Source organism: Tenacibaculum caenipelagi, assembly GCF_004363005.1.
GTDB classification, from domain to species: domain Bacteria; phylum Bacteroidota; class Bacteroidia; order Flavobacteriales; family Flavobacteriaceae; genus Polaribacter; species Polaribacter caenipelagi.
This window is the reverse complement of the sequence record NZ_SNYH01000007.1, coordinates 13,912-29,115: the sequence shown is the minus strand read 5'-3', so window position 1 is coordinate 29,115 and position 15,204 is coordinate 13,912. Positions and strand designations below refer to the sequence as shown.

At 32.4% G+C, this 15,204-nt stretch carries 11 protein-coding genes; 4 read left to right on the top strand and 7 right to left on the bottom strand.

The features are described from left to right. Positions 1-60 precede the first annotated feature (60 nt). Positions 61-1,764, top strand: a complete 1,704-nt coding sequence (locus DFQ07_RS14280; protein WP_133537932.1) for an alkaline phosphatase D family protein — start codon at positions 61-63, stop codon at positions 1,762-1,764. A 101-nt stretch (positions 1,765-1,865) separates the two neighbouring features. Next, positions 1,866-2,717: an SdiA-regulated/phytase-like domain-containing protein gene (locus DFQ07_RS14275; protein ID WP_243743994.1), complete on the top strand. Its 852-nt coding sequence runs from the start codon at positions 1,866-1,868 to the stop codon at positions 2,715-2,717. Between the two features lie 3 nt (positions 2,718-2,720). On the opposite strand, the gene DFQ07_RS14270 is transcribed toward DFQ07_RS14275, so the two are convergent. From DFQ07_RS14270 to DFQ07_RS14255, 4 genes are read right to left on the bottom strand one after another with little or no spacing between them, the layout of a single operon-like run. Next, complete coding sequence (locus DFQ07_RS14270; RefSeq protein ID WP_133537931.1) at positions 2,721-3,089, bottom strand: DUF423 domain-containing protein; 369 nt, start codon at positions 3,087-3,089, stop codon at positions 2,721-2,723. Positions 3,090-3,100: 11 nt separating this feature from the next. Beyond that, the gene (locus tag DFQ07_RS14265) at positions 3,101-6,760 is read right to left on the bottom strand and encodes a ShlB/FhaC/HecB family hemolysin secretion/activation protein (RefSeq protein WP_133537930.1); all 3,660 of its coding nucleotides are present in this window, start codon (positions 6,758-6,760) and stop codon (positions 3,101-3,103) included. Positions 6,761-6,806: 46 nt separating this feature from the next. After that, positions 6,807-7,391: a nucleotidyltransferase family protein gene (locus DFQ07_RS14260; RefSeq protein WP_133537929.1), complete on the bottom strand. Its 585-nt coding sequence runs from the start codon at positions 7,389-7,391 to the stop codon at positions 6,807-6,809. Between the two features lie 4 nt (positions 7,392-7,395). Further along, positions 7,396-8,415: an XdhC family protein gene (locus DFQ07_RS14255; protein WP_133537928.1), complete on the bottom strand. Its 1,020-nt coding sequence runs from the start codon at positions 8,413-8,415 to the stop codon at positions 7,396-7,398. Between the two features lie 100 nt (positions 8,416-8,515). Between DFQ07_RS14255 and DFQ07_RS14250 the strand changes: the two genes are divergently transcribed. Then, positions 8,516-9,745, top strand: coding sequence for a Pycsar system effector family protein (locus tag DFQ07_RS14250; RefSeq protein ID WP_133537927.1), 1,230 nt, complete (start codon positions 8,516-8,518; stop codon positions 9,743-9,745). A gap of 4 nt (positions 9,746-9,749) precedes the next feature. On the opposite strand, the gene DFQ07_RS14245 is transcribed toward DFQ07_RS14250, so the two are convergent. Continuing rightward, positions 9,750-12,134, bottom strand: coding sequence for a GAF domain-containing protein (locus DFQ07_RS14245; protein WP_133537926.1), 2,385 nt, complete (start codon positions 12,132-12,134; stop codon positions 9,750-9,752). A gap of 131 nt (positions 12,135-12,265) precedes the next feature. Further along, positions 12,266-13,573 carry a ribosome biogenesis GTPase Der gene (gene der, locus DFQ07_RS14240; RefSeq protein ID WP_133537925.1) on the bottom strand — a complete coding sequence of 436 codons (1,308 nt, stop codon included), beginning with the start codon at positions 13,571-13,573 and terminating at the stop codon, positions 12,266-12,268. 105 nt (positions 13,574-13,678) lie between these two features. Here der and DFQ07_RS14235 point away from each other — a divergent pair, with 105 nt between their 5' ends. Next, complete coding sequence (locus DFQ07_RS14235; RefSeq protein WP_133537924.1) at positions 13,679-14,191, top strand: GTP-binding protein; 513 nt, start codon at positions 13,679-13,681, stop codon at positions 14,189-14,191. On the opposite strand, the gene era is transcribed toward DFQ07_RS14235, so the two are convergent. After that, positions 14,188-15,069, bottom strand: coding sequence for a GTPase Era (era, locus tag DFQ07_RS14230; RefSeq protein WP_133537923.1), 882 nt, complete (start codon positions 15,067-15,069; stop codon positions 14,188-14,190). The genes DFQ07_RS14235 and era overlap by 4 nt on opposite strands. Positions 15,070-15,204: the final 135 nt, after the last annotated feature.

Sequence of the window (15,204 nt, the reverse complement as noted above, 5' to 3'; positions counted from 1 at the left end):
GTTAACGTTAAAGCAAAGTTGAAATAGTACTTATGCAGGAAAATTAAATGACCCTTACTAATGAAAACTAATATTAAAAGAAGAAGCTTTTTAAGAAACTCATTATTAGCAACTGGAGGTATACTTTTAGCGCCTAATTTTATCAGTTGTAAAGATGACGATATCGATGAATTACCTATACCAAGTAACTTAGCAGAGAAAAACTTTGAGCAAGGAGTTGCTAGTTTCGATCCTACAAATTCACAAGTTATCATTTGGACACGTTATACTACAAATAAATCTTCTGCAACCTTAGTTTGGCAAATAGCGAAAGACAAAAATTTCAAAGACGTTGTTCGTCAAGCAGAAGTAACTACCGATGCTTCAAGAGACTTTACCGTAGCTGTTGAAATTAAAGACTTAGAAGCAGGACAAAAACTATACTACCGTTTTGTAAATGTTAATGCTAAAGCAACTTCTCCTATAGGTGAAACACTTACGTTTAGCGAATCAATCAACGAAGTAAAACTGGCTGTAGCTTCATGTGCAAACTTTGCTTATGGGTATTTTAACGTGTATGAAGAAATTAAAAAGTCAGATGCAGATGTTGTTGTTCATCTAGGAGATTATATTTACGAATATGGTGAAAATAGTTATGGTTCGTTTAGATCACCTGAACCAGAGGGTGAAATCATTTCATTAGAAGATTATCGTACTCGTTATCGTCAATATCGTTCAGATGAACAATTAAAGGAATTGCATAGAACTAAACCTTTTATTTGTGTTTGGGACGATCATGAGGTAGCAAACGATACTTATAAAGACGGAGCTGAAAACCATCAAGAAGGAGAAGGAAGTTTTACTACCCGAAAACAAAGCGCATTAAAAGCATACAGCGAATATTTACCTAACATGACCAATCTTGTTGATAATTCTATTATTTATAGAAACTTGAAAATTGGAAGTTTGGTAGATTTAATTATGCTAGATACGCGTATTGTTGGAAGAGATAAGCAGTTAGAATATTCAGCATTTTATAATGAAAAAGGGGAGTTTGATGCAGCGGCTTTTCAACAAGCATGGTTAAACTCACAACGTACACTTTTAGGAACTACCCAATTAGGGTGGTTAGAAAGTGAACTAGCGGCTAGCAATAATACATGGCAAATTATAGGACAGCAAGTTTTAATGGGAAAAATGTTAATTCCTGCTGAATTACTAACACTTTTAGCAAAACTATTGGCAGAAGTATCTGCTACAGGATCAGCAAGTGAAGAAACTTTTAATTTGCTTAAAACTTCTATTACAGAGTTGGTAACCATTAAAACAAGAGCTTTACAAAACGATCCTATGTTAACAGCAGAAGAGAAAGCAAGAATAGAAACGGTTTTACCATATAACTTAGATGCTTGGGATGGATATTTTATGGAAAGAGAGCGAGTTTTAGAAAGTTTTAAAAATAAGAATGTAGTAGTATTGGCCGGAGATACTCATAATGCTTGGTATAGTAATTTAACTAATAATTCTGGAGAAAAAGTTGGTGTTGAAGTAGCTACAAGTTCAGTGTCTTCTCCCGGATTAGAAAAATATCTAGGAGCTTCGGCAACAGAACTAGAAGAGGCATTAAAGTTGTTAATAGACGATTTGCAGTATGGCAATCTCTCTCAAAGAGGATTTATGAAGTTGACGGTTACCTCAGGTTCAATAAAAACTGATTGGAATTTTATAGATATCGTAACAAGTAAAGAGTACACGAATAGCATAGGAAAAACAGCTATCTTATAAAAGTGTTTTCTATAAAATGATAATAAAAAGTTACTGAATATTCAGTAGCTTTTTTCGTTGTGATAATTCACTATTTTTACATAGCACAGAAAATTACTTTTATGCGAAAACTATTTTTATTACTACTGGTAGGAGGCTTTCTTAATTGTACTCATTATGGCAAGTTAAAGATGCTATCTTATTTACCTAATGGCTTAAGAGAGGTTTCAGGGGTACAAGTAACTTCAGATTCGAATGCACTCTGGATGATAAACGATAGTGGAAATGAACCTGAATTATATGAAGTGTCTTTAAAAGGGGAGATTAAAAATGTATTCGCTGTACAGGCTAAGAATCACGATTGGGAAGCAATTACTTCAGACAAAAAGGGAAACGTTTATATAGCAGATTTTGGTAACAATAATAACAAGCGTAAAAACTTAGTGATTCTTAAAATAAATAAACAAGAGTTATTAGAGAACGATGTAATTGAAGTGGAGAAAATAAAGTTTTCATATCCTAACCAAACTAAGTACCCACCTAAAAAGAAAGATCGATTTTTTGATGCAGAGTCTTTGCTTTATAAAGACGGATTTTTATATGTTTTTACCAAAAGCAGAGTGCATAATAATTACGGAAAGACAGTATTGTATAGAATACCTGCTTCAAAAGGTGATTATACTGCTGAATATATATCCGAAATGGAACACTGTAGTGATGTGAATTGTTCAATAACAGATGCAGCGATTTCTCCTGATGGAAAAAAAGTAGCCTTGTTAACACACCAGTCCGTATTGGTGTTTACCAATTTTCAAGAGGATGATTTTCTTAGCGGAGATATGGAGAATTATTCTTTTGACCATATTTCTCAAAAAGAAGGAATCACTTTTAAAGATAATTCAACGTTATATATTACGGATGAAGCTTCAAAAATGATGAGTGCTAGATTGTATGAATTCTCATTAAAAAAATAGTTATTATAAAAACTCGACCAATAACATAACCCATCCAATAATTAAGAATAAACCACCTAAAGGAGTAATAGGTCCTAGAAATTTCATTTTTTTTCCTCTTGTATCTGATAACACCAAACCATAAATACTAAAGGAGAATAACATTATTCCAATGATAAAACACCAACCTATTAATGGAGCTGGACTATTAAAATAACTTCCTGTAAATAATAAAACTAGTGCGTGGTACATTTGATATTTCACTCCCGTTTCAAATGATTTTAATTGCTCTTCGGTTAATACTTTCTTTAAAGCATGCGCACCAAAAGCACCAAAAACTACCGCTAATAATCCAAAGGAAGCGCCAAAAACTAATATAATTTGTTGTGTCATAATTGTTAAAATTAAAAAGAAAAACCAATAGTAAAGGCAATTCTGTCTTCTGATGAGTTTCCTTTAAAATAAGAAACGTTTGCTGTAAATAAATCGATTCCACTTAACCATAAAGAGCCTCCGTAACTAGTATGCCATTTTTTAGATTCAGGTGAATAAGGAGACCAAACGCGCCCGTAATCAAAACCTCCAGTAACACCTATTTTCATGGGGATAATACCAGTTTTAATGCGTCCGAAACGTAAACGTAAGTCATTGCTATGGTAAAAGCTTTCATTTCCTGAAAAGCGCTCTCTGTTAAATCCACGTAAATTACGCTCGCCTCCTAAGGTTGCTGCCTGATAAACTTCAAAACGATTTCCTATGTTTACATGTGTGCCTATTTCCGAAGCAAATACTAGTGAGCGATTGTATACTAAATTTTGATACATGGCTAAAGAGCTTTTAATGTAGCCAAATCGACGGTCGAAGTCGTCGGCATTTGCTTTGGCACCTACAGCTAAGTCAAAGTTCATTCCTTTGGTAGGGAAACTTAGATTATCTACTCGGTTATGGTTAAAATTAAGCTCACCACCCCAAAAATAATTGACATCAAAAATAGCCGTTGGTTGGTTATCAAAATTATTAATAAATCGATTAGGAGTATCTTCAATTTCAATAGATTCGACAATTCCAGAAATTTTAAAAATACTACCACCTCGTAATCTTTTTAATAAAGAAGGGGAAAAACTACGTTCTTCTTTTTTAACACGATAATAATCTAAATCGAAACTTTGATTATAAACACTTTCGTTACCCCATCCGAAGAAATTAAAAGAGTAATTATCACTTGTAGCTTTGGCATATAAATTCAAACTCCATGAACCAATAAGCTCTGTAAACTCACCATTGTACTCTATATCATAACCATTTGTTGACGAATAGTGATTTGCTGTGATTGTATGTTGATTTGCAAACGGAGTTTTTTTAAAGCCTTGTTGTGTGTAAGTGAGAGAAGCACCAAAGAAAAAACCATCATCTGGGTTACTTCCTAAGCTTGGAAAAACAACCGTAGTGTTATTGTTTATGTTTCTGTGGTTGTAGGTGTTCTTAAAATAGCTATCAGAGCGTAGATCAGCAGTTTCTTTACTTTTGTTAACAGTATTCTTTTTGGATTTGTAATCGTAAATTTTAGTCTTTTTGCTCCAGCCAGAAACGGATGATTTATCAGTATAAACATCATGGTCTTGCCCTCCAATAATCCTTAGTAAAATTCCATCGTTAACATTTCCAGAAATTAAGAACTCGTCATCTCCATTTAATCCGTAAAGTTGAATTTCTTTTGTTTCTTTAGTATTAAAAGTACGATTGTAAATTTCATCACCTTTTCTATAAATCGTCACACTGGTTTCATCATCATTTAATCTTTTAATGATAAATTTATCGTCTTTATCGGTACCAATAACATGTACTGTTTTTGCTTGTTTTGTATAATAGCGTTTAGCAATGTCTTTTAGTATATTTCTTCTCGCTTTTATTTTAGTTATGGTTTCTTTTCCGTCAATATCATATACAGATTTTGGTAATTGTTGAATGGATTTTTCAATTACTTCATCGGTTAAATGCTGTTGAATATATTCAGCTTGTTTATACCAATCGTTTAAAGTTAATTCATTTAAAAATCGGGTATCAAAAAAGCGAGGATAGTTATTGTACCATTTCATGTTTTTGATGTCGTAATCAAAAGTTTGCATATTTTTTACAAGGGGAGCAAATTGTTGAAACAGCGGAATCATTACTCCGTCAAATTTTGAAAAAGGTTGGTCTCTATCTCTCGGAATAGGTCTGTAATACGTTTTGCCATCTTCTGTTCTAAAAGATGCCCAACGCCATTGGTCTTCATGACGATCCCAATCGCCAATCACCATATCAAACAAACGTGAGCGTATTGCCCATTCTTGATCTACACTGTGTTTGCCGTTTTTTCTGATTTTTTCAAGTACATCAAATGTACTGATAATATCTTCAGAGTTTCCAAAATTGTCTAATTCACTTCTATCACCTGCTGGACGTTCTTCTAATAAATACAGACCACCTCCAAAAATTTCGTTGTATTGCCCTAAAGCAGGTTGTTTAGGCATGTAATACAATCTTGGGTTGGTATGGTAAATATTCACGGCTTCTGCCATATCAGGAATTACAAAAGCAGCATATGGATGCGACATAGTGAATATGTCTTGTACCAAATCAATTAAAAAAGTTCCTTTTAAAATACCTCCCATAATACGACTACCATCTTTAACCATTGAGCGTAATACAAATTGTTTTCCTTCTGGGTTTTCTAATCGTAATGAGTTGGTTTGGTTTCCTCCACCACGTCTGATAGGTTGTAAACCACCAAAAACCTTTTCGAGTTCTAAAACAGGAACTTTTATCGTTTTACCATATTTTTCTCTATGCAAATCACCCCACATAAACTTATGAAAACCGCTAGCTTTGGTTGCTTCTGGAGGATAAATGGAAGTTTCTACAAATTCTTTATGTTCATCATATTCAGGGAAACTAGTGTGGTTCTTAGCTGCTCTTGGAGCTATAATCTGTTTGTTAAACAATAACTTGTTTCCGTCTTTTGTATTTGCTGAATAATACTCAATAATAGCTGAACCATCTTTGTAGTAGTTTAGTTTAGCGTACCCGTGATTTCCATAAGTAAACTGTGCTCCGTAACCAATTAAAGCAGCAGATTCTTTTGATCCAGAGCCACTAATAACTTGTTTAAATCCATCTTCTTCTATGTATTGTAAGTTGTGTTCATGCCCTGAAACGAAAACAACATTCTTGCTAAAATCGTCAGCAATGGTTTGTATTTTAGAGACAAAGTCGGAATAGTTTTTATTGAAGATATCGGTTTGAATTCCTGCATGTGAACGCAAGGCATTTTTAAAAGTTCCTAAAATAGGCAGTGGTTTCATATGATCTTTTACTGAAAAGCTACCTCCGTGAGGACCATTGCTATACAGTGGATGATGAACAGCTACCACAACATTTTTATACCTGTTTTTTTTGAATAAACTAGAAACCTCTTCAATAAAATGCTCGCGGGTTTTGATGTCACAATTTTCATTAATAGTAGGGTGTTTATTCCAATCAGCAATAAACCAACGGCTATCAATAATAATTAATGTAATGTCATCATTGATGTTTACTTTCTTTAAACCACAACCATTTTCTGGTAAAAAAGAATCATCTCCTAAGGCTTTTTCAACCATTTTTTCTTGACGCTTTAAACCTTTAACACCATTGTACCAATCATGATTTCCAGGGATAAAAATTGTTTTACCCTTAAAGTCTTGCACAGCATCAATTTGAGTTTGTAGACGGTGTTCAGCTAAAACTCTTTCTGAACTTTCTTTACCCGGCATTCCGTAAGGATATATGTTGTCTCCTAAGAAAATAGTCGTTGAGTTTTTAGGAGCATTCGCTAATTCTTTTTGAAAGTAAGTTAAAGAAGGAATTGTTTCCCCTATTTTGGCATTACCAGCATCTCCAATTAAATAAAAAGAGTGTACCAACTCTTTTTCTGTTTGAATCGCTTTTGAAAAACTCTTGTCTGTATATTTGGCTTTATAGGATGCGCAACTGCTAACTATTACAATGATAGTTAGGTACGAGCAAAACTTGGTAAAGTTCATTAGGTTGAATTTTGGTTATGTAAAAATAAGGGTTTTAAACTAAAAATTATTGCTTAAGCAAGTGCTGATAGTCATCGGGAGTATCTATGTCAATTAGATTTAGAGGAGTATTAGCTTCTATGATAATATCTGGATGTTTTTGTAAAAAAACTTTAGCTCCTTGGTCTCCTTTTAAATTCAATAATTCATTAAAGTATTTTTTTGGGAAAATAGCAGGAACACCTATTTTATCTTGGTAATTTGAAGCTATTATTTTAGAAGGGTTTTCTTCTGAAATTTTAAAAAGTTTATTTAAATATTCAAAAGTTACATGAGGTTGATCTGCCAACATAATTAAGATAGAGTCAAATTCTTTTGCCTGCAAATACTTAATTCCATTTACAATACTGGTGCTTAATCCTTCTTGATGGTTGGGATTGTAAATAATCTCTATATCTTTTTTTGAAATTTGTTTTTCTATGGTTTCTCTGTTGGCACCTAATACACAAAACACATTTTTGGTATTTGATTTTTTAGCCTGTTCAATAGCCCATTCTAATAAAGTAGTGTTTTGATAAGGAAGCAATTGTTTTATTGTTCCCATTCGAGAAGAACTACCTGCCGCTAGTATAAGAATTGCTGTTTTTTTCATTAGGTTAATTGTGGATTCTCCCAGTAATCTTTTTCAGGGAAAAAACTTCTTTGTTGCGAATTACTGAAAGTATTTCAGCTAAAATAGAGAGGGCAATTTCTTCAGGTGTTTCAGCACCAATGTTCAATCCTGCTGGTGTGTGGATTTTTTCTAAAAACGCATCCGAAACATCTGGAGCAAACTCAAATAGCTCATTAAATAGCTTTTCACGACGCTTAGCTGCTCCTAAGATTCCGATGTATACAGGATTTTGCTCTTGTAGTTTGATTAACCAGCGTAAATCGTACGTAAAGTTATGATTCATAATTACAACAGCTGTATTTTTATTAATATCCGAAAGTTCAATCATTTCAGGTGTCTGTGCAATTACTGATTTAGCATCAGGAAAGTCTGATAATTCTTTCGGGTCTTTCACTGAGGTAATTACATCAACTTCCCATCCTAATTGAGTTGCTTGTGTACAAAGCTTAACCGCATCGTGTTCTCCTCCAATAATTAATAAACGAAATAAGGGTTGCAAAGTTTGTTTGAAAACAACCAAGTCATTGGTCTTTTCATGAATAAATTCTCTGTTAAAAGAGAATTTTTGTTGATTCTCAAATTGAATTACAGATCCAAAGTTGCCATATATTTCATCTTCTTTTTTAAAGAAAGATATAATGTTATAGGAATTCCTTTGGATATTATTTTCGTTAAAAGCATTGATAAATTCAGAAGAAACAGTAAAAGGTTCTAATAAAACGTATAATATTCCTTCACAACCTAAGCGATAACGCCCGTCGTAAGTTATTACTTTAGGTTTATTGTCATTAAAAACTGATTGAGCTCTACGCTGTATTTCTTTTTCTACACATCCTCCGCTAATTGCACCAACCATTTTTCCATCAGAAGACAGTAACATTCGTACACCTGGTTTTCGATACGAAGATCCGTCCAAATCGACCACAGTAGCGAGTACATTTTGAATTCCATTTTGTTGATTAATTTTAGCTTGAAATATAATGTCTTTAAATTCGTGTGTCATTGTTGTGCTTGTAAAACTCTTTTAAAAATACATTTTTTTTATCGCTTTATTAAAAAATAATACTGGGGAATAATTTATTATTTTAGCAAAAACCTTTTTTATGGAAAATTTGTTACAAGAAACAGAGAAATTTGTAATTAATTTATTGAATGAAAAGCTAGATACTAATTTTGTGTATCATAACATTGCACACACACAACGGGTTCTTGAAAAAGTACTTGAGTTATCTGCAGAAGAGAACCTTTCGGAAAAGGAACAGCAAACTTTAACTTTGGCAGCATGGTTTCACGATACTGGGTATACTGTAAATGCCGATAACCATGAAGAGGAAAGTGTAAGAATAGCAACAGGTTTTTTAGTTAAACAGCAGGTAGATAATGATGTAATAGAAGAGGTTGCTTCATTAATTACTTCAACCAAAATGGGAGAGAAACCAACGACTCTTTTGGAGAAGCTATTGAAAGATGCCGATTGTTCGCATGTGGGAAGTAAAAATTACTCAGATTTTAATGAATTATTACGTAGAGAATGGGAGCTTGTTAAAAATGAAACGTATAGCGATATTGAGTGGGATAATACCAATTTAGATTTTTTAACAAAACATCGTTTTTATTCTAATGGAGCAGCAAGGTTATGGGAAAAGCAAAAAAGTAAAAATATAGCTCAACTTTTAAAAAGGCAAAAAAAGCTTTCAGAAGAAAATTTCAAAAAGAAACAAAAAAAGGAAGAGTTAAAATTAAAGAAGACTAAAATAGAGTTACCTGAGAGAGGTATAGAGACGATGTTCCGTGTAGCGCTTCGTAATCATATAACCTTGAGTGATATTGCTGATACCAAAGCAAACATTTTATTATCAGTAAATGCTATTATTATTTCAATGACATTATCAACGTTAATACCAAAGCTTGATAATCCGTCAAACCACTATTTAATTATACCAACAATTGTTTTTGTGCTTTTTACAGTGATATCTATAGTCTTATCGGTTATGGCTACTCGCCCTAATGTTACTGAAGGAAAATTTACAAAAGAAGATGTGGCAAACAAAAAAGTAAATTTATTATTCTTTGGTAATTTTCATCAAATGAAGTTGCTAGATTTTGAATGGGCGATGAACGAAATGATGCAAGACCGTGATTATTTATACGGCTCGTTAACTAAAGATTTATACTTTTTAGGATTGGTTTTAAATAGAAAATATAAATTACTAAGAATCACCTATACAGTGTTTATGGTAGGTATCTTAGTAAGTGTAATAGTTTTTTCTATTGCTTTCAATATGCAAGAAAATGCTTCGAAAGCAGGTGAAGCAGTTTCAATGCTATTATAGGTGATTATTTAAACTCTTGAATTAACTCGTCTATGGTTATGGTTTTTTGTATGTCAAAATCTTTTTGATATACAACCTCTACACATAGTGCTTTTAATCCAGAAACACCCTGTAAATCTTCAATCTCTAGTTTTTCAACTTTACCTAATAATTTTTTAGATTGTAAGTATTTAATGTATTTATAATATTCTTGAGCGTCTTTATCTTGAGAATATACTATGGCAATTTTACCAGGTGCTGTTAAGCGTTCTTCGGTATCTTTTATATGAGCTTTATCAATACGTTTTTTGATAATCTCATAACGAATATTATAAGCACCATCAACATCAAATTGTTTTTCATCCATCCTAAACTTTATAGCTAAAGGATTACTGTGAACTAAGATTAAAGATGCTACACGAAGTTTGTGGTCCATTTGTTCTGCTGCTTTTAACGCAACATTTTCCATTTCGCACATAATTTGTAATTGCCACAACCTTAGGTTGTATAGGTAGAGATTGTCAAATTTCTTATCTCTAGTTAACGATTGACCTATGTACATGTTGTACTCAACACCATCCGTTTTATAACGCTCAAAGTAATGAGGAAACATTTGTTGTGCTTCTTCTTGTTTTGTGTCGAGAAATGATGCTAACTGATCGTTTAGTAAGGTAACACTATCTTCATACGCTTTACGTTTTTCATACACTACATGTAAGCTAGGGTCTAAGCGATTAATATAAGTGTCAACTAAATCTTTTAATTCGTTGTTGATTTCTTTGATATGATTAAAAACAGGATAAATTTCACGTTTTAGGAAATCTAAAATACTTATTTCATCTCCTGCTTTTAAACCTCTTTTTACCTCAGAAAGATATTGATCAACTCTAAATCGTAATTCTTTATAGATTGGAAGCCTTTCTGATTTACAAGCTTCTAATAACACAGAAATAGCTAAAGATAGTTGGGTGGTTAAATCTTCTTTGATAGCTTGGTTTCTAGCAATAGAAGAACCTTTAATGTCTGATTGACCATATAAAGGATATACATCCGAAAAAATAATATCCTCTACTTTAGCTTTTTCCTTTTTTTCAAAACTTTCTCTGTGAAATTTTTCGGCAGCTTCATAAAAACGCCATTTTACAGTAGGGTGAATAGAGGTGTAATTTTCTTGAATAGTGGCCTCTAATACATTTTGATGCTCTTCTGAAAAGCGATCGACAGCAATTTTAAATAATGGAATAAGATCTTGTAACTTATTTTGATTGATAGAATTTAGTTCGAAAGGTCTTGGTGAAGCTATTTCTATAATAGATAAATCTCCTTTTACAGAGGCTTGTATAGGAACTAAAATAATACTACCAATATTCATGTTTTTTAATCTTTGATAGAAATTATTTTTTTTAGTTTGCTGTCCGTATTTTTCTACATCAGAAATAGCAAGAGTTTCATTGTTTAAAAAAAGTTTTTCTAAGACGTAGTTGCAAAAAACACCATTACAAGAAATGTCTTTTACATAGTTTAAAACTAAACTTTCTTCTTTTTTAATACGAGAGTAAGCTAGATTGTTAGCGTCAATTTCAAAAACTGAAAAGCCTAATGTTAAATCATCAATGCCAAAAAATTTACGAAAACTAGCTTGTAAAGTGTGAACTAGGTTGTCTTCTCTTTTTAACAGATTCGTTCTTATTTCTGAGATAATTTCATCAGTAGTTACATCGAATAAATTCATTATTCCAAACCCTTTGAATATATAGGATTTTGGAGGGAGTTTTTCTTTCCAAACATCAATGTTTTCAAAATTGTCAAGCAATATTTTTATATCATCTTCGCTAAGCTTTGGGGCAGTTTCTGTAGGGAAAATATCCATAAAATCAGCATTAAAAGCAGCGCGATATTTTTTTATAGAGTTGGTTGTTTTGTCAGGAATATCAAAGAAAAAGGGACGCTTTAAATCGACAGGGTAACTGTGTACATTCGCTAAAATTAAAGTACATGCATAAATATACATTAGATCACTTTCGAAGTTCCGAACCTTTAGCTCATAATCTTCTCCTGCATTTTGTAATATCTTTTCAAATCGAGAAGTGAATTTAAAAGTAGTGAAAGTAAAAGGGATACTTACCGCTTTAATTTCGTTTTCTAATAGTAGCTCAGGAAATAGAGGGTCTAATAGTAATTCAATAGTTTCTTCGTGTTTTTTTAAGAGAGACTCGTCAGAAAATCCATCAATTAATTCAGGTATATTTTTTACTTCCTCAATTATTTTTTTTGATGGTTCATGATAAGGATGTTCCTTGAATTCTTCATCAGCGTATTTTTGAAGCAGATTGAAAATCTTTTCAAAACTTATTTTGAGTTTGAAGGGAAGCTCAACAGTATGAATATCTTTCGTTTGTCTAATTTTCATAGTTCTCTATCTATAAATACAAATTTACAAAATTGTAAACAGGTAGTCGATTTTTGTAGCTTCAGCTTTCAAAAAAGAGAATTAAAAAAGCCACTAGTAATTACTAGTGGCTCTTTATATTATTGTTAAACTTATTTCTGTCTAAAATAGATACTTATAGGTACACCATTGAAATTATAGTGTTCGCGTAATTGGTTTTCAACATAACGCTTGTAAGGATCTTTAATATATTGAGGTAAATTAGCAAAGAAGGCAAACTGAGGTGTATGCGTTGGTAACTGCATACAGTACTTTATTTTGATGAATTTACCTTTGGTTGCTGGTGGCGGATTATGCTCCATAATCTCTAACATTGTTTCGTTTAACTTACTAGTCTGAATACGACGTTTTCTGTTTTCAAAAACTTCTACAGCGGTTTCAATTGCTTTGAAAAGACGTTGCTTAGTTAATGCAGAAATAAAGATAATTGGTACATCTGTAAAAGGAGCAATTGTTTGGCGGATTTTTGCTTCAAAATCACGCATGGTATTGGTTTCTTTTTCTATTAAATCCCATTTGTTTACCAAAATGACAATTCCTTTTCGGTTTTTCTCCGCTAACCAAAATATTTTTTCGTCTTGTCCTTCAAAACCACGAGTAGCATCAATAACTAGTACGGCTACATCACAATGCTCAACTGCACGTACAGCACGCATTACGGAATAGAATTCTAAATCTTCTTTTACTTTTGATTTCTTTCTGATCCCAGCTGTATCAACTAAATTGAACTCAAATCCAAAACGATTATATTTTGTATCAATTGAATCTCTCGTTGTTCCTGCAATATTGGTTACAATATTTCGGTCTTCACCAATTAAAGCATTGATAAATGAAGATTTTCCTGCGTTTGGGCGTCCAACCACAGCAAAACGAGGTAATTCATCGTCTTTTACTTCGTCTTCATCAGGCTCAGGAATTTCTTCAACGATTGCATCTAATAATTCACCTGTTCCGCTTCCGTTAATAGAAGAAATCGTGTAATATTCACCTAAACCAAGATTGTAAAACTCTACAGCATCGGCATCGCGCATCGCGTTATCTACCTTATTAACAGCTATAAATAAAGGTTTTTCAACTTGACGTAAAATTTTAGCAACTTCTGCATCCATAGGAGTAATCCCTTGCTCAACATCAACCACAAAAAGAATAATATCAGCTTCGTCAATAGCTAACTGAACCTGTTTACGTATCTCCCCTTCAAAAATATCGTCAGAGCCAATAACATATCCTCCTGTATCGATTACAGAAAACTCTTTTCCGTTCCATTCAGATTTACCATAATGTCTGTCTCTTGTAACTCCGCTAACAGAATCAACAATCGCTTCACGGCGTTTTACTAGTCGGTTAAATAAAGTGGATTTACCTACGTTTGGTCTTCCTACAATCGCAATAATACTCATTTTGCAAAAAATTTGTGCAAAGATACAATTTAGTATATGATTTGTAATGAATTTTAAAGAGTATATGGTTTTTGTTATATTGTTGTCGTTTAATACTTTATTTTGATGGACGATAAAATATACAATCAGATTTTTTTAAAACCTCGATTTCAATTAGAATATGAAATGAACTCTCAGGTTTTGTTGGAGGAAATTAAAAAACATTTAAATGATGATTCAAAGTATAAGATGAAGGTTGTAGATAACCATGTAGTGATTGATGTGCCTGAAAAAGAGTCACATTTGTGGTCGCCCCAATTACATATTGAAATAGAAGAAATTTCTGAAAGCTTATCGCTTATAAAAGGATTGTTTGGCCCAAAACCTCAGGTTTGGACTCTTTTTATAATTTCCCATTTTATCGTAATAACTATTTTTTTAACTTTTGTTGGTATTGCTTATAGCAATTGGGCGTTGCATAAAAGCATGTTTTTTCCTGTTGTAATGTTGATTGTTATGCCTATTGTATGGGTGTTACTTTATCTTGTTGGCCGTTTAGGAAAAACAAAAGGAAAAGAACAAATGGATGAGTTAAAGGAATATGCCAAGCAATTGCTAAGGGTAATTAAAAATAGTTAATCTTTATAGCCAAAGCGTTTTAGTTGACGATCGTTAGAACGCCAGTTTTTGTTGATTTTTACATGCAAATCTAAAAACACCTTTTTTTCAAAAAATTGTTGAAGATCTTTACGGGCTTCAGTTCCAACACGTTTAATAGCACTGCCTTTGTGACCGATGATGATTCCTTTTTGAGTTTCACGTTCAACCATTATAACCGAGCGAATTTTTATAATATCATCTTCTTCAACAAAACTTTCAGTTTCTACTTCTACTGAATAAGGAATTTCCTTTTTATAGTGTTGAAGAATTTTTTCACGAATTTTTTCATTTACAAAAAAGCGTTCAGACTTGTCGGTTAATTGATCTTTTGGGTAAAAAGGTGGTGATTCGGGTAATAACTCAATGATTTTATAAAAAACGCTATCTACATTAAATTTTTCAAGAGCAGAAATAACATACACAAAAGAATTTGGAACTTTATTACGCCAGTATGCTATTTTTTCTTCTACTTCCTCTTGAGTAGATTTATCAACTTTGTTAAGTAGTAAAATTACTGGAATTTTACTGTTAATGATTTTTTTAAAGAAAGCTTCATTTTTCAATTCCTTTTCACCTACTTCTACCATGTAAATAAGTACATCAGCATCTTCAAAAGCAGATTTTACAAAATCCATCATAGATTCTTGTAGTTCATAAGCGGGTTCTATAATTCCTGGAGTATCAGAAAAAACAATTTGATAATCATCATTATTTACAATACCCAAAATACGATGTCTGGTGGTTTGTGCCTTAGAAGTAATGATAGATAATTTTTCACCCACCAATGCATTCATCAATGTTGATTTCCCCACATTTGGGTTTCCGATAATATTTACAAATCCTGCTTTATGTGTCATGGGGCAAAGATAAGTTGTTTTAGGGAAGAATTGTTTATTTTTATGAGCTTGTTATTGAGTAGGTTAAAAAATAAATTAAAAATAAATGCTTTTTTATTTGGAGAAAACAAAGAAAAGGACGTATCTTTGCAACCG

What these genes read in the sequence shown, in the direction of transcription:
- DFQ07_RS14280 (WP_133537932.1), top strand. Translation starts at nt 61, where the DNA reads ATGAAAACTAATATTAAAAGAAGAAGCTTTTTAAGAAACTCATTATTA.
- DFQ07_RS14275 (WP_243743994.1), top strand. Translation starts at nt 1,866, where the DNA reads ATGCGAAAACTATTTTTATTACTACTGGTAGGAGGCTTTCTTAATTGT.
- DFQ07_RS14270 (WP_133537931.1), bottom strand. Translation starts at nt 3,089, where the DNA reads ATGACACAACAAATTATATTAGTTTTTGGCGCTTCCTTTGGATTATTA.
- DFQ07_RS14265 (WP_133537930.1), bottom strand. Translation starts at nt 6,760, where the DNA reads ATGAACTTTACCAAGTTTTGCTCGTACCTAACTATCATTGTAATAGTT.
- DFQ07_RS14260 (WP_133537929.1), bottom strand. Translation starts at nt 7,391, where the DNA reads ATGAAAAAAACAGCAATTCTTATACTAGCGGCAGGTAGTTCTTCTCGA.
- DFQ07_RS14255 (WP_133537928.1), bottom strand. Translation starts at nt 8,415, where the DNA reads ATGACACACGAATTTAAAGACATTATATTTCAAGCTAAAATTAATCAA.
- DFQ07_RS14250 (WP_133537927.1), top strand. Translation starts at nt 8,516, where the DNA reads ATGGAAAATTTGTTACAAGAAACAGAGAAATTTGTAATTAATTTATTG.
- DFQ07_RS14245 (WP_133537926.1), bottom strand. Translation starts at nt 12,134, where the DNA reads ATGAAAATTAGACAAACGAAAGATATTCATACTGTTGAGCTTCCCTTC.
- der (WP_133537925.1), bottom strand. Translation starts at nt 13,573, where the DNA reads ATGAGTATTATTGCGATTGTAGGAAGACCAAACGTAGGTAAATCCACT.
- DFQ07_RS14235 (WP_133537924.1), top strand. Translation starts at nt 13,679, where the DNA reads ATGGACGATAAAATATACAATCAGATTTTTTTAAAACCTCGATTTCAA.
- era (WP_133537923.1), bottom strand. Translation starts at nt 15,069, where the DNA reads ATGACACATAAAGCAGGATTTGTAAATATTATCGGAAACCCAAATGTG.